This is a genomic window from Bifidobacterium primatium (genome assembly GCF_002802875.1).
Taxonomy (GTDB): domain Bacteria; phylum Actinomycetota; class Actinomycetes; order Actinomycetales; family Bifidobacteriaceae; genus Galliscardovia; species Galliscardovia primatium.
On the sequence record NZ_PEBI01000002.1, the window covers coordinates 350,186 to 372,773 of the forward strand.

Consider the following 22,588-nt stretch of genomic DNA (forward strand, 5'->3'; position numbering starts at 1 on the left):
GTCGGCGCAGCCGACAGCTCCCCTCCAGAGGGGAGCCAATTGCATATATAAGACAACGTAAGGAAATTCATATGGCTGGTACCAACCCTCGGGCCGTGCGCATCGCCGGCCTCATCAAGCGTGTGGTCGCGCAGTCCCTCGAAGCCGAGCTGCACGATCCGCGTCTGTTCGGCGTGACCATCACCGACGTGCGCGTGACCAACGACATGCAGATCGCCCGCATCTTCTGGACGCAGCTCGGAGACGAAGGCAAGGAGAAGGGACAGCGCAGGCGCGCATCCCAGGCGCTCAACCAGGCCAAGGGCCGTCTGCGTTCGCTCGTCGGGCGCAAGGCCGGACTGCGACTCACCCCCGTGCTCGAGTTCAAGTACGATGAGGTGCCGGGAGAGGCCACCGAAATCGAGGACATCCTCACCGCCGCCCGCAAGCGCGACGAGGAGCTCGCCAAGGTGCGTGCCACCGCCCAGTACGCCGGCGACGCCGACCCGTACAAGCATCCCGAGCAGGATGCCGACGGTGACATCGACGATGTCGATGACACCGACATCGAGGAGTACGACGACGATTACGACGTCGAGTCGGACGATTCCAAAGCCTGACCCGTCGTCATCGGCGGTATCGTCATTGCCATCGTTCATGGCTTCATGATGAAGAGCCTCCTCCTGCTGGGGGAGGCTCTTCATATTGGCAAGTGATTTGCAAAAGGTCCGAAAGATCTGAAAGTATCCTTAAAAACCCGAAAAGGCCCGAATGGCCTGAAACAACGACCCGACAGGAGATCGAAGCCGAAGGAGCATTCATGCCCACACCATCCGAATCAGGCATTCTCGTCGTCGACAAGCCGCAGGGCGTCACCAGCCATGATGTCGTGGCCGCGGTCCGCAGTGGACTGCACATGAAGCGCGTCGGCCACGCGGGCACGCTCGACCCCATGGCCACCGGCGTGCTCGTCGTCGGTTTCGGCAACGCCACCCGACTGCTCAACTACATCGTCGGCGCCGACAAGACCTATGAGGCCACCATCAGGCTCGGCCAGTTCACCACGACCGACGACGCCGATGGCGACATCCTCTCATGGGAGGAGAAGCTCGCCCATGGCGGGTTCTCCCCAGACATCCAGCCGGATGCGCACATCTCTGGGGATATCGCAGACGTCCGTTCCGCTTCGGAAACGTTGAAAGCGTTGGATCGCAGCCGTATCGAACAGGCCATCGCCGAGCATTTCACCGGTCGCATCGAACAGACGCCAACCATGTTCTCCGCCATCAAGATCGACGGCAAGCGTGCCTACGATCTCGCCCGCGAAGGCAAGGACGTCAGGCTCGAGGCCCGCCCCGTCACCATCAGTGAATTCACGGTGCTTACGCCCGACATCGCCGTGACGGACGCGGTCGACGCCGACACGAATGAGACCGACACCGACACGAATGCCGACGGCGGCAACGCGACAACACCCGTCATCGACATCACCGTGCGCGTCACCTGCTCGTCGGGCACCTACATCCGCGCCCTGGCACGAGACCTCGGCTACGTGCTCGGCGTCGGCGGCCATCTGACCATGCTGCGCCGCACCCGCGTCGGCGAATTCGATCTCGGTACGACCGAACGGTTCCGTGCCGTCACCGCCCACGCCGAAAGCCGCACGTTCACCAACCGCGACGGCGAGACCATCACGCGCAATCGCTGCGCACTCGACTATCCCGAACCGGACGAAGACAATACCGAAGCAGGCGCCGATTCTTCCGACGACATCAGGGAACGGCATCGCGCCTACCTGCTGTCGTGCGCATCGTCGATGCCCGACAGCGCGCGACGTACCATGCCCTGCGTCGATGTGACCGCCGACGAGGCGAGGGAACTGCGTTTCGGCCGGTGGATTGCACGACGGGGCGACGGACTCGTCGCCGCCATCCATGGCGACGACCTCGTCGCCATCATCCAGCCCGCCAGCAAACGGCAGGCGAAGCCGGCCGTCGTGTTTCCGGCCGAATAGCCGGACGTCGAATAATCGAATAATCGAATAACGTTCGGCGGGGCCGTTAAGCTAGTACATCGGTATATATGAGCGTCGGCGTCCGACGACAGAGACGACAGACGATAGGAATTCGAGCGAGGACATTCATGAAGATCACCACACTGGTTCCCGACACCGAAGGCGCGCTGGCTTGGCCGCCGTTCGGGCAGAACAAGCGTTCCATCGTGGCCGTCGGCAATTTCGACGGCGTGCATCGCGGCCATCAGGCGGTGCTCAAGCGCACCGTCGACCTGGCGAAAAGCTATGGCTGCCGTTCGGTGGTCATCCTGTTCGACCCGCGTCCGGAAATCGTGCGCCAGTACGCGAAGGACCATGACGGCGCCCAGCTGCCCAAGGACGAGACCTACACCGATGCCGAGGCACTGACCGGCATCGACCGTCGTCTGAAGCTCATCGAGGAGATGGGCATCGACTACGCCATCGTGATTCGCTACACGTTGGAATTCGGCGCCAAATCCTACCAGTACTTCCTTGGCCAGCTGGTCGGCAAGATCGGCCTGCGCAATCTCGTGATCGGCAAGGACGCTCGCATGGGCGCCGGACGCGCCGGCAACGTCGACTCCATTGACTCCATCGCCCAGGCCACCCGCATGTTCGAAGTGGACGTGGTCGACGACCGCGGCCCCGGCGAGGTGCGCGTGCCGCTGACCGACAGCGACGAGACCGCCGAAGCCCTCGACAAGGTGAACGATCCCGATTCCGGCCTGACCAAGGCGGAACGTCGTGCACTGAGCAAGAAGACCCCGAACCGTCTGGTGCGCGCATGGAGCTCCTCGTACGTGCGCTACCTGCTGTCTCGAGGCAGGGTGGACGAGGCCGCCGAGATTCTCGGCCGTCCGCATGTGGTCGAAGGCGTGGTCGTCGGTGGCAAGCAGCGCGGCCGCACACTCGGATTCCCCACGGCCAACGTGGCCGGCGACGTGCAGGGCTACATGCCGGCCGACGGCGTATACGCCGGATGGCTCGTGGACGTCGACCCCGAGACGGGGGAGGAGAGGCGCTACCCCTCCGCCATCTCCATCGGCACCAAGGTGACGTTCGGCGAGCCGGAGGCCCGCGTGCTCGAAGCCTACGCCATCGCCCCGCTCGGCGAGGACGGCAAGCCCGAATGGCTGGACCTCTACGGCCACCACACCCGCGTGGAGTTCGTGAAGTTCCTGCGTCCGCAGGTGCATTTCGACGGCGCCGACGAACTCGTCGCCGAACTCAGGCGCAACGTCGAACAGACCAGGGATATCTGCAAGTAGACTCCCGCCCGAGTTCTCCGGTTTCGACGGCCCGCAATGTCTTTTCGTCAAGGCCCCTTCCGCATGCGGCAGCCATGCGGAAGGGGCTTTCGTATTGCGTATGCAAACGGGGCATCAACTATAGTTGATGCCCCACGGCAAGCTGCGGATTATAATCCCCTTTCCCTCGTATGAACGAATCCCGCCGGAGTAGGTTGGATAGCGTGAATGATGACAAGGGATGCCGGACGATTCATGTGGCGATCGTGGACAATGACCGATGCGCGCTCGCCATGTTGGACCAGCTGATCTGCGGAACATACGATGACCTCGCCGAAGACGGGATTCGCATCGTGACGGACTGGTGCGAGACCAGCGGCCGCAGGGCGATTATGCGGTGCAATCGAGTCGAGACCGTTGCGGACGTGTTGCTGCTCGACATGAGCATGGAGGACATCTCCGGCGTTCGCGTCTGCGAAGCGGTACGTTCCCGGCACGAAGTCATGGCGATTCTCGGCATCACGTCGTATTCTCCGACGAAATACGCAAAGCGGTTGGCGGAAGCCGGGGCTCAGGGTCTGGTTCCCAAGCTTGACCGCATGGAAATCGTGCGGGCGATCGTCACCGTGGCCGATGGCGGTCTCTTCGAGCGATACGGCCGTTTCACGACCGTGGATGAATCGTATCGAAGACTCCGCAAGACGACGCCGGCTAGGGAGGAGCTCTTCTCCGAACGGGAGTTCGACGTCATGGACCTCTGCTCATACGGCCTGACCTCCGACGAGATCGCGGAAAAGCTCGGTATCTCCCCTTCCACGGTCAAAACGCATGTGGTCAAGGCGATGAAGAAGCTCGGCGCCCGCAACCGTGCCGAGGCCGTGGGCATGTGGGTGACGGCAAGGGAATGACAATGAATGATTCCAAAGAATGGCTGCAGGACCGAGCCTCGAATGTTGATTTTGTGACGTTATTGATAGCCGTTGTGGTTGTAGTGTCCCTACTGGAATGGCAGATGAATCCTCCGCATTGCATTATTGCGGTGGTATGTTCTCTCGCGCACATATTCGCCGTGTTGTTGATACCTTTCAGGCCAATCGAAGGCGGTGAAATCGTTGTTTTCATCTATTGCTGCTTTTCATTGCTGCCTTTGAATGAAGGAGTGAGTCAGTATTGGGGCGTCTGGGTTGCTTTGGGTTTTCTTGGTTATCATCGTTTTTGGAAAAACGGCCTGGTGATGATGATGGTTGCCGTGTCGGCGAGAATGCTGCAATATTGCATTTTCCATGCTGCGGATGACTCATTGATTATCGCAATGATGATGTCCTGTTCGTTCATCTTCGCGTGGTGCATAGGAGGGATGTTCCGGAGGGAAGTCGTCATCAATCGTGAATTGCAGGCCCTGCATCAGGAACGGCTGCAATACCAACGTGAGAAAAGAGTCGCAGCGGAAATCCATGATGCCGTATCGGGGCAGCTTTCCTACGCCATTCTTCTATCCCAGCGTACGGATAAGACCCCGCAGACGATAATCTCCGGTATGCAGGATGCATCGGTAAAGGCGATGAATTCGCTGTATCAGATCATCGACTATCTAAATGATGAGTCGGAACGGGATCTCAGCGAATCCGATTCCCTGAAAGAATCACATCAACGGCCGTCCGACAGGTTGGGAACGATGCTTCGGGAAGAGGAGCATCGACTGGCGTCGATCGGTTTCGCCGGCAGAATTGCCGTGCAGGGAGATCCTGCCCGTATTTCGACGGAAGGTGAGGAATGCCTGTCGGGTTTGCTGAGGGAGTTGTTTGCAAACATCATGCGGCACGGCGAGCCGAGCGAACCGTATTATCTCAGCATCGTTTTCTCCTTGCACGAGATAACCGTGGTGCAGTCGAACACTATTCGAAAAGAACAATCCGCGATTCCTGCTTCTCGGGGACACGGACTTGTCTCGTTAAAGCAGCGCATTGCGCATAGGGGAGGCGTGGTTCGTCAGGTCCTGGAGGACGGGAGCTGGACGTTATACGCCTCCATTCCCCTGTGAGGAAATATGCGGAATATGTTGCTGCCGAAAGGCATCAATCATCTGCCAAAAGGTGCCGGCCATCTGCCGAAAGGCATCAACCATAGTTGATGCAATATTTTGCCTGTTCCGGCAAGTCCGATAGCGTGGGCGACGTAGGCCATACTTCAACGACGAGGAGGAAACGATACGAGGCGGTGATGCTAAATTAGGCGATAGCGGTATTGCAATGTCGGAATACGTGGATGGGGATGCCGGGATGGAGAAGTCTCGTTACGGTGCAATCAAGGTTGTTTCTTCGATGATGGTGTGTCTGTCGTTGATGCTTATCGGTGGATGCTCATCGGGAGGGGAATCGACAGGTGCCGCGAAGTCCGGCGGCAGTGCATCGGCCTCTGCGACGACGAATCCATCACCTTCGGAAAGTTCCCCATCCGTTTCTTCTCCGACCGAAACCGAAAAGCCGGTCACTGATTCGTTGGGTACATATTATGACGTGATCAAGGACCGGACTCTGGCGGAATGTGTGGCCAGTGAAATGTGGGCAAAACCCACGGACCAGCTTTCCAAGAAGAAAGCGGAAAGCGTGACCGATCTCACGGTTATTGGCGTGCTCAATGAATACAACATGCCCGACACACTTCCGTCATGCGGCATTGCGTTGAAGCACTTGACGAATCTTTCGGGATTGGAGGTATTCACGAATCTGAAGATCATATGTCTTGATCATCTGACGAACCTCAGCGATATCTCGGCGCTTCGTGGGATGAGCAAGCTGGCAATCGTCAGTCTGAAAGATACCGCTGTCCGTGACCTGACCCCGCTCGGCGCAGTGAAACATGTACGTACCCGAGATGATCGTGGAGTCTCGGTCTATGTGACCCACGCCATGTACGATTCGATGATCGTGCCCAAGAACAGCGACATCATCCTATGGAAACAAGGATGATTCCTTTGCCTCCCCGTTTTTGATGGCGCCGCAGTATTCAGTAATTATCAGCGAGACAAAGTTCTTGCCCTTAACGGGAGGGTCGGTAGCGTGAGAGAGGACGGAGATATGCTGCATGGGGGAATGCTCAGGCCGGTGACGTCGGTATTGTCGGCCGTACTTATGGTGATTGGCATGCTTGCGGCCACCGTGATAGCGCCTGTGGCGCCGTCCCATGCAGCATCGTCCGTTGTTATGGCCGCCGGAGACGGCGAATCGGCATCCGGTGGTGCCTCGTCGGCAAATGATGGCGGGCCGACGTTCGAGGGAACGGTGTCGCCGACGTTTTCGTTGTCCGACTCCGGAGGAACGTATGGCTTCATCAGGGTCATGTCGTCTCCGGACGGCAAGACCGCGTACGTGCGGCAGGGAGGCCACGTATATGTCGTCGATGTGGTCTCCAGAACGGTGCGGTCGAAGATAACGTTCATGTCCAATGGGACGGGCGACGTGTCGTTGTCCGCCGACGGCAGCCGGCTGTATGTGTTGGATGCCGGCACGGTGAAGGTGTTCGATACGGCGTCCATGAAGCAGATCGGCGGTTTTGGTGGTCATCTGACCATGGTCGTCGTCAGTGAGGATGGAAGAACCGCCTATGCGCCGGTGATCACCAAAGGCGGCACCGCCGAAACCGGCCTGGCGCAATACGATCTGTACTCATACGATATCGCCAGCGGACACAGCAAGCGGCTGTTCTCCCTGACGAACGCCAGCGTCAGCTATCTGCCCGCGTTCTCCTCGAAAACCGGGCTGATCTACGCGTACTTCTATCGTGAACGCAACCGGGATTCGGCGTTCGGCACCATCAACATGAACACGGGCGACATACGTGCATTGAAAACCGCTTCGGAAGGAGTTGGCTCCGATATGAGGATGAAGGTGTCCGATGACGGTGGTGCGCTCGCCTACATCTCCGGTGCGAAGCAGGTCGTCGTCATCGACGTGCGGACGGGGGAGCGGCGGGCGCTTGACGTGCCGTTCACGCCACGGACCCTTATGCTGTCGCGGACCGGCAAACGACTGGTGGTAAGCAATAACGCCATCGGTCAAAGGCAGACCGCCGGTAAGGCCGAGGCTTTTGACCTCTCTCGGGGTGTTGCGAAAGCCGAGGCGGAGACGGATGCCGTGGCCACGAACATCATACCGATGATGATTGAGGACGACCGCAACGTCATATATGGAGCCATGGGCAATCGAGAATCGGACGACGGCAAGGTTTATCAACTGAATCTCGACACCGGGCGACAGCAAAGCGGCGTGTCCATCTACGATTCGAAGGACTCGGCGTATGACAATCAGCCTTCCGTCGCTGATCCGATAGGACCGCGCAAGCTATTGATCACCCAGTCCGGAGACGGCGGACGGATGCTGGTTCTCGGCATGCACACGCAGAACGAGAATTCGTTGTTCCTCTCGATGCTGAGGCTGCCGAAGACTGTGGACGACGGTGTCGGTTCGTCTCAGGTGGAGGCCAGGGATGACGGGAATAACGGTAGTGGATTGTCCGCCGCCGTGATTTCGGGAATCTGTGCGGGTGCGGCGGTGGTCGTTGCTGTCGTCGGTGCGAGTGTGATGCTCGTCATCAGGCGTCGGCGGGGGCCGGGGCGGACGGGAGCTCACATTCAAGGTCCCCGCCGGCGGCATTGAGTCCGCAGTTCCTTAAATCAGGGAGGCCATGACGTATTCGATGACGTGCTTCATCTCGTCGTCGGGAACATATCCGATGATCTCGGCGTTGCGGGCCTTGAGATCCAATGCCTTGAGCTGTTCGGTCTGCACGAATCCCTCGATGCTATGCGATGTCGATATGGGATGCACCGGCAGATGCAGCGGGTACCCGTTGTCGCGCGACGTGATGGGGCAGGTCATCGTCAGATTGCACAGCTGGTTGTATCGGTCATTGCTTACGACCAGCAGGTACCGTCGTTTGCGCTGCTCGTGACCGGCCGAAGGGTCGAGGTCGGCGGCGACGACATCGCCTCGTCTGAATCCGTTCACATCGCCTCCTGTCCGACAGGGGCGGCGAAGCCGTCTTCCTCGGGCTGCCATGTTCCCCTCCAATCGGCGAACAGATCGCGCAGATCGGGGACGTTGTAGTCGCTGACGCGTGTGGTCTTGGGGGAGACCGGCCTGATGACGATGTTGCCGTCCTCCACGTCCAACGTCACGTAGCTGCCGGCCGAGATGCCGGTCTGTTCGCGAATCTCCTTGGGGATGCGAATGGCCTCGCTGTTGCCCCAGGTCGCCACAACCGCCGTGCTGGTCATGATGCCTCCCTGATTGAGTTGCCAATGAGCGTTTCGTCAATGTAAGTACGGATATACATAAGGATATACCAATGTCGTTGCGTTGGGAATCCGTCGTGAAAAGCGGGGATAATGGGAGTGGAATGCGTGGTTTTGATGGCGAGGAGGCCGAGATGGGTGGAAATGTGAACGGAAACGGACGTGGAAACGTGGGGAGGGGTGCGAACGTCATCGTGGTGACGGGTGCGTCGAGCGGCATGGGACGCGAGTTCGTGCAGCAGATCGCCTACTGGGCGGCGGTCGGGCGCATCGGGGCCGACGAGATATGGGTGATCGCGCGACGGGAGAAGCGATTGCGTGAGCTTGCGGGCGGCGCGCCGGTGAAGGTGCGGCCGTTGGCGCTCGACCTCGCCGACGCCGACGACCTCGAAGCGTATCGCCAGCTACTCGCCGAGGAGCGGCCGAACATCGTGATGCTCGCCAACTGCGCCGGCTTCGGCAAAATGGACCACTTCGAAAACGTGCCGCTTTCCGACGAGCTCGCCATGGTGGACCTCAACATCAAGGCGCCTCTCGCCATGGTCTCGCACAGTCTGCCGTACATGCGCGCCGGTGCAAGAATCATGAACCTGTGCTCCATCAGCGGATTCCTGCCGTGCCCGTACATCAACGTGTATGCGGCAACGAAGGCGTTCATGGTCAGCTGGTCGCGGGCGCTCGGCCGCGAGCTCGCCCACCGCGGCATCAAGGTGACGGCCGCATGCCCGTACTGGGTGCGCACCGAATTCTTCGACCGGGCGCAGCCGAAGACGGGGGAGCGGCGGCCGTTCCACAACTTCGTCGGCATCATGGACGCGCGCGCTGTGGTGCGGAACATCATCGAGGATACGTTCCGTGGACGTGCGCTGTCGCTGCCGGGCTGGCCGGCCAAGACGATTTTCGCGGCGACGAGGCTGCTGCCGGTGCGGACTCTCATGTGGTCGCAGCTGCGTCTACAGGGGCTGGACGGACGGCCATAGCGCGCCTCCTCCCTCGTCGGAGGGAGGCTGATTGATATGGACTATATGTCTACTGCAAATCATCTCATTGGACTAAATGGCTTCTCGGTGTCATCTTGGGGACACATAAACGCGGTCGCGAGGAAACACGGCGAACTTAGACTCCGTTCTAGATTGCACAGCAAGGCGGTCGCCGAACGTCGCGGATGAACGATATCCGGCAACCTGCAAGCGCGTGATCGAACGAACACCTGCATCGACGTGGAACGCACGTCATAGCGGAAGGAGCATGAGATGAAGCTTGCGGATACGGGTCTCACCCAGGACGAGCTCAAGGGCCTCGTGAAGAAGTACATGATCGAGACGTACGAGCGTTACGATTTCGTCGCCGAACGCGCCGAAGGCATGTACATCTACGATCCGGACGGCAACGCCTACCTTGATTTCTACGGCGGCATCGCCGTGAACAACGCCGGCAACTGCAACCCGAAGGTCGTGGCCGCCGTGCGCGACCAGGTGGGCGACATCATGCACACCTTCAACTACCCATACACCATCCCGCAGGCACTGCTCGCCAAGAAGGTGTGCGACCTTGCCGGATTCGACAAGATCTTCTACCAGAACTCCGGCACCGAGGCCAACGAGGTGGCCATCAAGCTCGCCCGCAAGTACGGCATCGACCACTTCGGCCCCCACAAGTACGAGATCCTCTCCGCGCTGCATTCCTTCCACGGCCGCACCTTCGGCGCACTGGCCGCCACCGGCCAGCCCGGATCCCTCGCCCAGGACGGCTTCGGCCAGATGACCCCCGGCTTCGCCTACGCCGAATTCAACAACCTCGACGACTTCAAGGCCAAGATCACCGACAACACCATCGCCATCATGGTCGAGCCCGTGCAGGGCGAGGGCGGCGTGCACCCGGCCACGCAGGAGTTCCTCGAAGGCCTGCGCAAGCTGTGCGACGACAACGGACTGCTGCTCATCTTCGACGAGGTCCAGACCGGCTGGGGCCGCACCGGCTCCCTGTTCGCTTGGCAGGGCTACGGCGTCGAGCCCGACATCTTCACCATGGCCAAGGGTCTCGGCGGCGGCGTCCCGATTGGCGCCATGGTCACCAAGGACCCGATCGCCGCGTCCCTGACCCCCGGAACCCACGGCACCACGTTCGGCGGCTCCCCGATGTGCACCGCCGCCGCGCTCGCCGAGGTCGACGAGATCGTCAGCCGCAAGCTGCCGGAGAACGCCGCCAAGATGGGCGAATACTTCATCGAACAGGGCAAGAGCCTGCCGCACATCAAGGAATCCCGCGGCCGTGGCCTGCTCGTCGGCTTCGAGTTCGACGGCACCGTCAACGCCGTCGACGTCAAGCACGCCGCCCTCAAGCGCGGACTGCTCACCACCGCCATCGGCGACAGCATCATCCGCTGCATCCCGCCGCTGATCGTCACCAAGAAGCAGATCGACGAAGCGATCGAGATCCTCACCGACTCCGTGAACGCCGTCGCCGCCGGCAAGGAGTGACATCCGTCGGAGATGGCCCGGGGTCAACTCCCCTCAGTCGGCTTCGCCGACAGCTCCCCTCAATCATGAGGGGAGCCATTTTATGAATACCGACGTCCTCTGACCGAGGGAGCTATTTTATGAATACCGATGAGTAACCGAGGGGAGGGCGTTCCCCTGGATTATTTCCATCGGCTCTTCTATGCTGGAAACCGCGGCGACGATGCCGCAGATCGAAGGGATACCATGCTCAAGTTTTCCATACCGCAGAACATCATCGTCGACTACGGCGGAGTAAGCCGGCTCGGCACCTACGCCGCCGAGCTCAACATGACCAACGTGCTCATCATCGCCGACCCGTTCCTCGCCGAGGCGCCGCTCGCCAAGCAGGCCACGGCATCGCTCGACGAGGCCGGCATCAGGCACGCCATGTTCACCGACGTCAAGCCCAACCCGACCGCAGTTTGCGTGGACGAAGCCGCCAAGCTGTTCAAGAGCGGCGAATGCGACTCCATCATCGCCATCGGCGGCGGCTCCTCGCTCGACGTGGCCAAGGCCGTCGGCGTGGTCGTCAAGTACGGCGGCGAAATCGGCGACTACGAGGGCATGAACACCGTGCCCGGCCCCATCGTGCCGTTCATCGCCATTCCCACCACCGCCGGCACCGGCAGCGAGGTCACCTCGTTCTCCGTCATCACCGACGAGGCCCGCAACTACAAGCTCACCGTCGGCTCCAAGCTGCTGCTGCCCGCCTACGCCATCCTCGACCCAGGCGTGCTCGCCACCGTCCCGGCCCGCGTGGCCGCCGCCTGCGGCACCGACGCCATGGTCCACGCCATCGAATCGTTCACCAACACCGTGGACTCCACGTTTTCCGGCATGTACTCGCTCGAGGCGCTGCGCCTCATCGGCAAATACCTCAAGCGCTTCTACGCCCGACGCGACGACGCCGAGGCCGCGCGTGGCATGATGGTCGCCGCCACCATGGCCGGCATCGCCTTCGAATCCACCCGACTCGGACTCGTGCACGCCATGAGCCACCCCATCTCCGCGTTCTTCCATGTGGCGCACGGCGAGGCCAACGGCCTGCTGCTGCCCAGTGTGCTGGAATTCAACGCGCTCGCCGACAAGGGCCAGTACGAGCTCATGCACGAGGCGTTGTTCCCCGACGTCGAATACTACGAGCCGGAGGACTTCATCAACGAGATTCGCTCGCTGCTTGAATCCATCGGCATCCCCGATTCACTGGAGGCCGCCGGCGTCGACCGCGAGTCGTTCCCCGCTGTCGTCGAGCAGATGACTCGGGACGCCATGGCATCCGGCAACATCGCGGTCAATCCGCGCGCCGTCACCCCGAAGGATGTGGAGGCGATCTATCGAGCACTGTGATTTCTCTTTGTGATTGACGGCGATCGTTCCTCTCTGTGATCGCCGTGTTGTGGGAACTGGAGCGCCGCGAACGACCGTATCGGTCGCCGCGGCGCTCCGTGTATTCGTTTCAGGCTTTCTCGTCGATACGGAAATACAACTGGTATGGCACATCGGCCGGAATTCGTGCGATGGGTTCGAATCGCGGGGAATCGCCATACTCGGCCATCACGTATGGTCCCCAGGTGATCGCCGCCGTGCCGGCGTCGTCCGGTGTGCGGACGATGCCTATACCAATGGGGAATCGAATGTCGATGTCGGTCATCGACGTGCCGGACGGGCGTTTCATGGGAAACACCAGCTCATGCGTGGAGGCGTCGTATTCCACAATGCCGTATTCCACAATGCCGTATTCGGCGGTGTCGTGATTGCAGCCGGCATGGCGTCCGACATCGACCGGGCAGCCGTTGACGGCGACGACGATGCCGGTGACATCGGGGCCGCCGCCGCGCGGCTGTTCCGGATGTCGGTCGTCGTGGCCGTCGAAATCGGGAAATGCGCGGCCAAGCGCCCACCATGGCACGCGGACGCGCAGCGTCGCAGCCGCCAACCGGTCGATATGGATATGGATGATGTTCGGCGTCTCGTCGGCCGCGTCGATACGCATGACGATGCCGTCGTCCGGAGCATCGACGTTCATGGACTCCAGCAGCTGGATATGCACGGCGTCCGATCGGTCGTCGATAAGCACCGCGCCCTCGCCGGCACGGAAGTGGACCTCAAGACCGGTGCCGTGGCAGCAGGTGTTGCCGTCGATGTCGAACGACCTGCGGCCGTCCTCGCACGTCGGCAGGAAATACGTGCTGCCGCCGTTCGGTGCCGAACTGTCGATGGATGCGGCGATATGGTTGCGCAGCGCCAGCTCGATGTAGTCGCCGTACTCGGGGGAGAGGACGTCTCCGTGCCGCCGCAGCCCGTCGGCGAGCTTGAGCAGATTGTAGGTGGCGCAGGTCTCGGCCGTATCGTCGGCCAGAGATCCGGCGACGACGTTCGGCGTGCGGAACATCTCGCCCTGTCCCGTTCCGCCGATCGCATACAGATGCGATGAAACGACCTCGTGCCAGAAACGTTCCGCCGCCTGAAGATACATGTTTCCGGTTCGTCGGTCGATGACGTGAATTCCTGATTGTTCTGCCAGTGCAAGATATCCGATGGCCTGGGGGATGTGCTGGTTCGCGTGCATCCCGTCCAATGCGTCCACATGCTGCCGCAGGGGTTCGAGCAGACGGTCGTTGTCGAAATAGCGGGCGGTCGTGAGGAACCGTTCGGCACCGCAATGTTTGCCATGGTGGTCGCTGTCGTCATCGTTGTCGTCGCCGCTGCCGCCGCCGCGCTCGCCGACGATGGCGGCGAGACGCGCCAGCGCCTCGTTCATGCCGCCGAATTCGCCGGCGATATACGTGCTCCACATGCGTTGACGATGCTCCGGAGTCAGCCGTCCAAGACGGTCGGCCACCCATCGGCCGATGCCTTCGGCTATCGGCAGTGCCTGCGTCGCACCGGCCTCATAGGCGTCGATGAGGCCGGCGAGAATCTTATGCAGTGTGTAGTACGGTGCCCACACGTCGGGATAGGGCACGAGACGTTCCAGATCGTCGAACTGGCATTCGTCGTAGGCGCTGAGAAAACCGGGACGGCAACCGGACCGTTTCGCGAACGCCCGCTGCACTTCGGCAAGGCCGTCGACGAGATGGTCGAGTTTGCCGCGGATTCCGGCGTCACCGGTCGCCTGCACGCACAGCGCGTAGGCGGAGAGCACATGCCCGGTGGTGTGGCCGCGCAGCAGGCAATCCGGCGAATCCCAGCCGGTCATCGGCTGCGCGTCGCACGTATCGATGCCGGCCGCCTGACGGAAGGCGTAGAGCAGCCGGTCGTCGTCCAGCGAACGCAGATACTCCAGACGGAGACGCTGATCGCGGCCGATGACCGAATCCGCGTCGAAGCGGATGGCGGTGAGAGGAACGTTGCGAAGCGTCGGCTTTAACTTCATGGAATCGGCGTTGGTGTCATCGTTGCCGCCCGAGCCGTTGTCTCCCATGGCATCGTCCGCAGAATCTTCGGCGCTTCCGGAATGCTCCGATTCGACGTCGATGACCGCCGTTACGGGGAACGACGGTTCGGTGCCGGTATGGCCGGTGACGACGGTCCGGCCCGGAGCCGGCCGAACGACGGCTTCGGCATCGGGCCAGACCAACGGCACGGCGATGGCGCCGATATCGGTGATCGCCGCTCTCCATGAGGGCAGACGAACATGCAAGGGTGCTGTGCGGCCGTCATCGGCGACACATCGTCGCATGATTGGAGGCACGGAGCGGATGGCGGCCGTATACGGCTGCTGCACCACGGTGACGGCGAAATCGCGCGTCACGGTGTCGCCGTCGTTCGTGACCGTGGCGGTGAGCGTGACCTTGCGGTCGCCTCGGCCGAACACCGGACGATGCACGCGGCCGGTGGAATCCAGCCAGCGATCGTCCGACGATTGCCAGGCGATACGGGAGCCATGCCGGCCCGTCGACGGCAGGTCGAGATCGAACTCCACGGTGGCGAGATTGCCGAGCGTGATGGCGTCGGCGTCGGATTGTGCGGTAGCGGTCATGAAGCGTCCTTAGAGGGAGGTGTTGGCGGTGGGGATGGCGGTGAGGATGAAGATGCGGGAGAAGCCGTCGCCGGGGAGCGGGCTGCGGCCCCAAGTGGCGGTGGTGCGGTCGGTCAACGGCAGTCCGGCGCGCATGAGCTCGTCGCCGTATCGCGGCCGCCACGGCGTGAACCCCCTGCCGGCCATGGCCGTGTCATCCGCGTCGGCGACCGTCGTGTCGATCTCCGTCACGGCATACCGCACATCGTCCTGCAGGCCGGCGAGCCTCAGCCACGGCACCGGCGCGTTCACACCGGTCAGCGCCCGGTACCAGCCAACGACGGCCATCCGTCCATCATCGGCGACCATCATCCATGCGGCGTCGGCGGCATCGAAGCCGGGACGCCGGTCGAACGGGCTGCGCAGACGCCAGAACGTGCCGGTCCTCATCAGCGGGCCCAGCCATTTCGCCCATGCGATCTGCCGGCGGATGCGTTTGCGCTCGTCTTCATCGAGCACGGTCGGGTCGAGCTCGTAGCCGAACGCGCCGAACAACGCCACATCGCCGCACATCTTCAACGACAGCCGTCGTCCCGTCTCCTCGTTGGGAATGGCCGAAACATGGTTTGAACACGCGCCGACCGGATACAGCATCGACGTGCCGTATTGAATCTTCACGCGTTCGAGCGCGTCAGTGTCGTCGGAGATCCACGCTTGCGGCGCGGTCGCCAACGTACCGGCGTCCACGCGTGCGCCGCCGCTCGCGCACGATTCGATGAAAAGGTTCGGGAACCGTGCGGCAAGGCCATGCAGCAGTTGGTAATAGCCCAGAGCATGCCGATGGAACACCTCGCCCTGCCGGTCGGGTGGCAAAGCCCGTGAATACGCCTCGGACAGCGAACGGTTCATATCCCATTTGACGTAGTCCACGCCGATTCGCCCGATGGCGTTCCCCATCGCCTGCAACAGGTAATCGACGACCTCCGGACGGGTCATGTCGAGCACGTACTGGCATCGTTGCACACCCAGCGAACGCAACGGCAGTCGCGGGTCGCCGAGCACCCAGTCGGGATGCCGGTGGAACAGGTCGCTGTCTTCGCTGATCATCTCCGGCTCGAACCACAATCCGAATCCCATACCCATGTCGTGCACGGCGTCGGCAAGCGACTTCAGGCCGTTCGGGAACTTGCGCCGGTCGGCGAACCAGTCGCCCAGCGACGAATCCGCGCGGTCGCGATGGCCGAACCATCCGTCGTCCACGACCAGCATCTCCATGCCGAGGTCCTTCGCCGAACGGGCCATGGCCGTCAACGAGGCCTCGTCCATATCCATATGCACGGCCTCCCATGTGTTGACGACGATGGGGGAGCGGCGCGTATTCCACGGAGAACGGATGAGATTGCGCCGATACAGCGCGTGCAGCGTCTGGCTCAGGCCGTTGAGGCCTGTGCGACTGCAGGCGATGATGGCCTCGGGCGTCCGGAACGTCCCGCCCGGCGCAAGCCGCCATGAGAACGTTTCCGGATTGATGCCGATGCGCAATCGTGTGCGGGCGTACGAATCCACGAACACGGAGGCGTCGAAATTGCCGCTGTATACGAGCGTGGCGGCGACGGACTCGCCCTGCATCTCGTCGGCGTTCGGCCGAGCGAGCGCGATGTACGGGCTGGCATGCTGGCTGCTGTGGCCGCGGATGGACGATACGCCCTGCAGTCCGGTGCGCAGCGGTGCGCGTTCGACGTGCGTCTCGCGCGCCCACGCGCCGGTGAGCGTGATCATGTCCCAGTCGGCGTCGGGCAGGTCGAGGCTGGCGCTATAGGCGGCCTCGACGGTCTGCGGCAGGTGCGAGAGGTTCCTGATGCGTACGCTGCGCGCCACGACGGGAAGGCCTCGGAACATCGTCTCCGACAACGTGACCTTCAGGCCGAAGGATGCGTCGACAAGGTCGATCTCCAGCGTCTCGCAGTCGGCTTGCCCGGATTCTTCGACGTTGTCGGTTGCGATGTTGGCGAACGTGGACGGCAGGCCGTCGAGCGAAACCTTGCCGTGAACGATGCGATATGTTTCGTATGCGAGTTTCACGGCCTGCGATCCCGCCGCGTTGCGAACGGACAGCGCACAGGGGCGAAGGTCGGACGAACCGGCCTGCGGATACTCGCGGCGTATCTGCTCGAGGGAGATGCCCGGATGGTCGGCGTCGACCTGCATGGTGTCGCGGACGTCGAGTTCCTGCAGGTCGGAGAAATCCATCCGGTCATGAATCGCTGAACCGAAGTACAACGTATTGAGGTCGCCATTGGGAAGCACCTGTATGACATGGCTGATAAGGCCATTGGTCATATGGAACCGCATATCATGCGTAATCAGTTGTATTTCCAAGCTTTTGCACCCCCTGTCGGGAAGCTTTGAACGGAGTGCCTACGTTACCATCGCCAACGTTTCGGCAAAGTGCGATTCATGTAACGACAAGACTCAAGACTAGACCATAGTTCATCTTCGTTTTACATATTGGCAAATCTTATGGCGAATTCAAACCGTTATATGGACATCAACATCTCCACCAACGGAAATGCCGGACCGGTGTCATCGCGGTCCATATCTCCGGCGTCTCAGCCATTCCCACATATTGCGAAACGCCGTTCACAGAGAGGAAAATACGATGAAAAAGCAAATGACGGCGCTGGCGGCCCTGGTCGCCGTATGCGCCATGACGTTGAGCGGCTGCGGCGGCTCCGGATCGAGCGACTCCGGCACGGCGAAGACCGGCGGCACCATCAAACTGGTCGGCACCGACGACATCGACCACCTCGACCCGACCGGCAGCTCGCTGGTGAGCACCTACACGTTCCAGCGCGCCATCAGCCGACAGCTCATCAGCTACAAGGCCAGCAACGACGCCAAGGAGCAGGTCGAGGCCCAGCCCGACCTCGCCGAAGCGCTGCCGACCGTCTCCTCCGACGGCCTGACCTACACGTTCAAGCTGCGCAAGGACGCCATGTGGAGCACCAGCCCCGCCCGCGTCATCACCTCCGAGGACGTGGCCAACGGCTTCAAGAAGGTATGCAACCCGCTGCTGCCCTCCGCCGCCGCCTCCTACTACAACGTCATCGACGGCATGGAGCAGTACTGCGCCGCCTACGACACCAAGAACCCCACCACCGAGAACGTGAAGAAGCACATCCTGAACGACAACGTCCCCGGTATCACCACGCCCGACGACCACACCATCGTGTTCAAGCTCAAGGAGAAGGCCTCCGACTTCATCTACATGGTGTCGCTCGACAACGTCTCCCCGGTGGCCAAGGAATCGCTGGACTACGAGCCCGACAGCCCCGACTACCGCAAGAACTACATCTCGTCCGGCCCCTACACCGTCGACGAGTACAAGGCCGACAGTCACCTGTACCTCAAGCGCAACCCCAACTGGAAGAAGGTGTCCGACCCGCTGCGCGCCGCCAACGCCGACCGCATCGAGTTCACGTTCGGCGTCAGCGCCGACAACGCCCTGCAGCAGGTGTCCAACGGCGACGCCGACGGCCTGTGGGCCATGAACGTGCCCGCCGCGCAGTGGGGCACCCTCAAGACCACCAACGGCGACAGCATGAGCGCGTTCTCCCAGGGCGGCACCAACTTCCTGTGGTTCAACACGCTCTCCAACAACAACGGCGGCGCACTGAAGAAGACCGAAGTGCGCAAGGCCCTGCAGTACTCCGTCGACAAGGCGGCGTTCGTGCAGAAGCTCGGCGGCTCCGAACTCGCCGAACCCGCCGTCGGCATCTTCGGACGCGGCGTCGTCGGCTTCGACGAGAAGAGCGACCCATACAAGACCGACGGCAACAAGGGCGACCCGGCCAAGACCAAGTCGCTGCTCGCCAAGGCCGGAGCCGGCAACCTCAAGCTCAAGCTCGCCTACCGCTCCGACAACGCGACCGAACCCTCCATCGCCCAGATCATCCAGCAGGACATGAAGAAGGCCGGCGTCGACGTGCAGCTCGTGCCCGTGCCCGCCTCCGACTTCTACGCCAGCTTCATGACCACGCCCGACAACACCAAGAACGGCAAGTGGGACATCGCCCTGTGCGGATGGAACCCCGACTGGGTCGGCGGCGCCGCACGCTCCGTCTTCCAGCCGCAGTTCACCTACACCGGCACCGCCCAGGTGTACAACTACGACAACTACAACAACACCAAGGCCAGCGAACTCGCCAAGAAGGCGCTCGCCAGCTCCAGCACCTCGGACGCCGAGAAGATCTGGGGCGAGGTCAACGACGCCGTCATGGACGACCCGCCGGTGCTGCCGCTCTACTCGGTGAAGGCCACGCTGATCCACAGCAGCGCGATCAAGAACGCCTCCATCTTCGCCCTCTCCGCCGGCTACGACTGGACCAACGTCTCAGTCGAACGGTAACGGATTCGGCGCCCCGCCCGTTCCCGTCCCGTATGGGCGGGCGGGGCGCCGCCCTTTTCCCCTGCATAGGCTCTTCTGAACCGCATAGAGCACAAGGAGTTACGGAAATGTCCATTCTTCAAGTACACGACGTCAGCGTGGACCTGCCCACCGAGGACGGCGTGGTGCACGCGGTGCAGCACGTGTCGTTCGACGTCGACAAAGGCGAGGTGTTCGGCATCGTCGGCGAATCCGGCTCCGGCAAAAGCGTGCTCACCCAGGCCATCACCGGCCTCATGCCCGGCGCCGAGGTCCACGGCTCCGCCGTGTTCGACGGCGTCGACCTGCTCAAGGCCACATCCAGGCAGCTGCGGTCCATGCGCGGCAACAAGATCGGCATGATCTTCCAGGACCCGCTCTCCAGCCTGCACCCATACTTCACCATCGGCTCGCAGATCGTCGAGGTCATCAAGACCCACGAACCGCAGACCTCGCGCGACGACGCGAAGGCCCGGGCCATCGAAATGCTCGAGATGGTCGGCATCAAGAACGCCGACAAACGCTTCAACAACTACCCGCACCAGTTCTCCGGCGGCATGCGCCAACGCGTGATGATCGCCATGGCGCTCGTGCTGCGCCCCGAGATCATCATCGCCGACGAGCCGACCACCGCACTCGACGTGACCATCCAGAAGCAGGTGCTCGACGTGCTGCGCGACATGTCCGTGCGTCTCGGCACCACCGTCGTCATGATTTCCCACGACCTGACCCTCCTCGGCTCGTTCGCCGACCGGGCCATGGTCATGTACGCCGGCCACCAGCTGGAGACAGGTCCCGTCTCCGCGTTGTTCTCGCGCCCCGCTCACCCGTACACGCTCGGCCTTCTGCACTCCTCGCCCGATGCCGAGGGGGACCGCAAGCGGCTCACCCCCATCGAAGGCCGTATGCCCAGCCTGCTCGACATCCCCGTTGGCTGCGTGTTCGCGCCGCGCTGCCCCAACGCCACCGACCGGTGCGGGCTCATCGCCCCGCCGCGACGCACGCTCAGCGACGGCGTGACCGTAAGCTGCTGGAGGCGCGCCGACCCCACCCCAGCCGAAGCCAAGCCGGAGATCGACGAATTCGTGCTCCAGCGCGCCCGCGACCGCGCCGAGGAACAGGCCGACGGAACTGCGGAAGACAAGGAATGGCCGCTAGACAGGAACGCGCCCATCGCCCTCGTGGAGGACCTGCACCTGACATACAACGCCGGCACCCGCAAGGCCGTCGAAGTGCTCAAGGGCGTCGACCTGACCGTCAACCGCGGCGACTCCATCGGCCTCGTCGGCGAATCCGGCTGCGGCAAGACCACGCTCGCCCGCGTGATCGCGGGACTCCTGCCCGCCACCAGCGGCAAGGTCACGCTGCTCGGCCAGGACAACAGCACCGTAAGCCGCACCGAATGGCGCGAACAGCGCCGCCACGTACAGCTCGTGTTCCAGGACCCGTACGGCTCGCTCAACCCGCGCCGCCGTATCGGCTCCATCATCGGCGAACCCATCCGCATCCAGCACCACTGGTCCGGCGACCGGTTGAAGAAGCGCGTGCAGGAGCTCATGGAGCTCGTCGGACTCAATCCCGAACACTACAACCGGTATCCCGGCGAATTCTCCGGCGGCCAGCGCCAGCGCATCGGCATCGCCCGCGCGCTCGCCCTCGACCCCGAGCTCATCATCTTCGACGAGCCGGTCTCCGCGCTCGACGTCTCCATCCAGGCGCAGATCCTCAACCTCATCCAGGACCTGCAGGACGCCTTCGACTACACCTACCTGTTCATTTCGCACGACCTGGCCGTCGTCCGTCACGTATGCAGCCGCGTCGTCGTCATCGAAAACGGCCGGATCGTGGAACGCGGCGACACCGAACGGATCTACGACAATCCGCAGGCACCCTTCACCAAGCGTCTGCTCGCCGCATCCATCCGCGCCGTGCCGCCGCAGTCGGAGGCAACAGCCCATCGCACACTCGTCAAGGAGGTGGCGGCATGAGCGAGGCAACAGTACGCAACACCACATCCACCGACGCCAAGACCAGTCTCGGCGCGGTAGGCGCGGCCAGCAACAAACCCGCGCCCGCCCGCAAGATCGAACAGCTCGGCACTGGACAGGCCACATGGCGCCGCCTGCGCCACGACAAGGCCTCGATGATCGCCCTCGGCTTCATCGTGTTCCTCGTGCTCATGGCCGTCTTCGCGCCCGCGCTCGCCGCCGTCACCGGGCACGACCCCGCACAGCAGTACCGCGAGATAGGCCTGACCGCCACCGGTCTGCCCACAGGCCCGGGCAAGGCGTTCTGGTTCGGCGCCGACCAATTGGGCCGCGACGAACTCGTCCGCATCGCCTACGGAGCCCGCGTGTCGCTACTGGTCGGCGTGGTCGCCTCCATGTGCGGCTCGCTCATCGCCGTCGTCATCGGCGTATTGGCCGGCTACTTCGGCGGCTGGGTCGACAACGTGCTCTCCCGCATCACCGACTTCGTCATGACCATCCCGTTCCTGCTGTGCGCGCTGGCGCTGGTCTCCGTGTTCGGCGCGAGCATCCGCATGTGTCTGTTCGTCGTCATCTTCTTCTCATGGGCCGTCACCGGGCGAGTCATCCGAGCCCAGGTGCAGGTGCTCAAAAAGAAGGAGTTCGTCGAGGCGGCACGGTCGCTCGGCGCATCCGACGCATCCATCATCGTCAAGGACATCCTGCCGAACCTCACCGAGACCATCATCGTCTACACCACGCAGGGCATCCCCAGCTGCATCGTGTTCGAGGCGTCGCTGTCGTTCCTCGGCATGGGCATCGTGCCGCCGACGCCAAGCTGGGGCGGCATGCTCTCCGAAGCGGCCGGCAACTCCATCTACATGGTCGCGCCATGGCTGGTGTTCTTCCCCGGCCTGTTCCTGCTCATGACCACGCTCTCGTTCAACATCCTCGGCGACGGCCTGCGCGATGCCCTCGACCCGAAGGCCGGCCGCCGCATGCTGGCGAAAAAACGCAGGCGGAAGGGAGCGGCGGCCGTGGCCGCGGTCGCGCCCGTCACCGCGCAGATCGCCGTCGCCAACGACGACATCGCCGCGGCGAAATCGGCCGAAGCAACGTCATCGACGTCGGTCTCATCATCGACGTCGGCGGCATCCATGACGAAGGAAGGCGACTGAC

The 22,588-nt window shown here is 62.4% G+C and carries 17 protein-coding genes; 13 read left to right on the forward strand and 4 right to left on the reverse strand.

All coding sequences use genetic code 11. From position 1 onward, the window contains the following. The first annotated feature begins 71 nt into the window (after positions 1–71). The 7 genes from rbfA (at position 72) to CS006_RS05355 (ending at position 7,916) form a co-directional block, all read left to right on the forward strand. Positions 72–599: a 30S ribosome-binding factor RbfA gene (gene rbfA / locus CS006_RS05325; protein WP_100510744.1), complete on the forward strand. Its 528-nt coding sequence runs from the start codon at positions 72–74 to the stop codon at positions 597–599. Positions 600–799: 200 nt separating this feature from the next. Further along, a complete protein-coding gene (locus tag CS006_RS05330; RefSeq protein ID WP_100510745.1) occupies positions 800–1,993 on the forward strand; it encodes a tRNA pseudouridine synthase B in 1,194 nt (397 codons plus the stop codon). Between the two features lie 128 nt (positions 1,994–2,121). Next, a complete protein-coding gene (gene ribF, locus CS006_RS05335) occupies positions 2,122–3,282 on the forward strand; it encodes a bifunctional riboflavin kinase/FMN adenylyltransferase (RefSeq protein WP_100510746.1) in 1,161 nt (386 codons plus the stop codon). Positions 3,283–3,485: 203 nt separating this feature from the next. Next, positions 3,486–4,169, forward strand: a complete 684-nt coding sequence (locus CS006_RS05340; protein WP_165777256.1) for a response regulator transcription factor — start codon at positions 3,486–3,488, stop codon at positions 4,167–4,169. 2 nt (positions 4,170–4,171) lie between these two features. After that, entirely contained in the window at positions 4,172–5,302 is a 1,131-nt protein-coding gene (locus CS006_RS05345; RefSeq protein WP_100510748.1) for a sensor histidine kinase, read from the forward strand. A 208-nt stretch (positions 5,303–5,510) separates the two neighbouring features. Further along, the gene (locus CS006_RS10670; RefSeq protein ID WP_133119534.1) at positions 5,511–6,230 is read left to right on the forward strand and encodes a hypothetical protein; all 720 of its coding nucleotides are present in this window, start codon (positions 5,511–5,513) and stop codon (positions 6,228–6,230) included. A 468-nt stretch (positions 6,231–6,698) separates the two neighbouring features. Then, positions 6,699–7,916 (forward strand): hypothetical protein, encoded by a 1,218-nt coding sequence (locus tag CS006_RS05355; RefSeq protein ID WP_133119535.1) that lies wholly within the window; start codon positions 6,699–6,701, stop codon positions 7,914–7,916. Between the two features lie 12 nt (positions 7,917–7,928). Here CS006_RS05355 and CS006_RS05360 read toward each other — a convergent pair whose 3' ends face one another. Beyond that, positions 7,929–8,267 carry a type II toxin-antitoxin system PemK/MazF family toxin gene (locus CS006_RS05360; protein WP_207760007.1) on the reverse strand — a complete coding sequence of 113 codons (339 nt, stop codon included), beginning with the start codon at positions 8,265–8,267 and terminating at the stop codon, positions 7,929–7,931. Then, complete coding sequence (locus CS006_RS05365; RefSeq protein ID WP_100510752.1) at positions 8,264–8,536, reverse strand: AbrB/MazE/SpoVT family DNA-binding domain-containing protein; 273 nt, start codon at positions 8,534–8,536, stop codon at positions 8,264–8,266. The genes CS006_RS05360 and CS006_RS05365 overlap by 4 nt, the downstream gene beginning before the upstream one ends. A gap of 188 nt (positions 8,537–8,724) precedes the next feature. Between CS006_RS05365 and CS006_RS05370 the strand changes: the two genes are divergently transcribed. From CS006_RS05370 to CS006_RS05380, 3 genes are all read left to right on the forward strand, one after another. Further along, entirely contained in the window at positions 8,725–9,534 is an 810-nt protein-coding gene (locus tag CS006_RS05370; protein WP_165777257.1) for an SDR family NAD(P)-dependent oxidoreductase, read from the forward strand. Positions 9,535–9,807: 273 nt separating this feature from the next. Then, positions 9,808–11,034: an aspartate aminotransferase family protein gene (locus CS006_RS05375; RefSeq protein ID WP_100510754.1), complete on the forward strand. Its 1,227-nt coding sequence runs from the start codon at positions 9,808–9,810 to the stop codon at positions 11,032–11,034. A 225-nt stretch (positions 11,035–11,259) separates the two neighbouring features. Further along, a complete protein-coding gene (locus CS006_RS05380) occupies positions 11,260–12,402 on the forward strand; it encodes an iron-containing alcohol dehydrogenase (protein WP_100510755.1) in 1,143 nt (380 codons plus the stop codon). A gap of 109 nt (positions 12,403–12,511) precedes the next feature. Here CS006_RS05380 and CS006_RS05385 read toward each other — a convergent pair whose 3' ends face one another. Together CS006_RS05385 and CS006_RS05390 are read right to left on the reverse strand one after the other, a co-directional pair. Continuing rightward, positions 12,512–15,037 carry a beta-L-arabinofuranosidase domain-containing protein gene (locus CS006_RS05385; RefSeq protein ID WP_100510756.1) on the reverse strand — a complete coding sequence of 842 codons (2,526 nt, stop codon included), beginning with the start codon at positions 15,035–15,037 and terminating at the stop codon, positions 12,512–12,514. A 9-nt stretch (positions 15,038–15,046) separates the two neighbouring features. Further along, positions 15,047–17,356 carry an alpha-galactosidase gene (locus CS006_RS05390; protein ID WP_165777258.1) on the reverse strand — a complete coding sequence of 770 codons (2,310 nt, stop codon included), beginning with the start codon at positions 17,354–17,356 and terminating at the stop codon, positions 15,047–15,049. Between the two features lie 319 nt (positions 17,357–17,675). Between CS006_RS05390 and CS006_RS05395 the strand changes: the two genes are divergently transcribed. The 3 genes from CS006_RS05395 to CS006_RS05405 all read left to right on the forward strand — a co-directional run bounded on the left by CS006_RS05395 (position 17,676) and on the right by CS006_RS05405 (position 22,587). Next, positions 17,676–19,424: an ABC transporter substrate-binding protein gene (locus CS006_RS05395; protein ID WP_165777259.1), complete on the forward strand. Its 1,749-nt coding sequence runs from the start codon at positions 17,676–17,678 to the stop codon at positions 19,422–19,424. Between the two features lie 107 nt (positions 19,425–19,531). Next, entirely contained in the window at positions 19,532–21,430 is a 1,899-nt protein-coding gene (locus tag CS006_RS05400; RefSeq protein ID WP_100510759.1) for a dipeptide ABC transporter ATP-binding protein, read from the forward strand. Further along, positions 21,427–22,587: an ABC transporter permease gene (locus CS006_RS05405; protein WP_100510760.1), complete on the forward strand. Its 1,161-nt coding sequence runs from the start codon at positions 21,427–21,429 to the stop codon at positions 22,585–22,587. The genes CS006_RS05400 and CS006_RS05405 overlap by 4 nt, the downstream gene beginning before the upstream one ends. The last annotated feature ends 1 nt before the right edge of the window (position 22,588 follow it).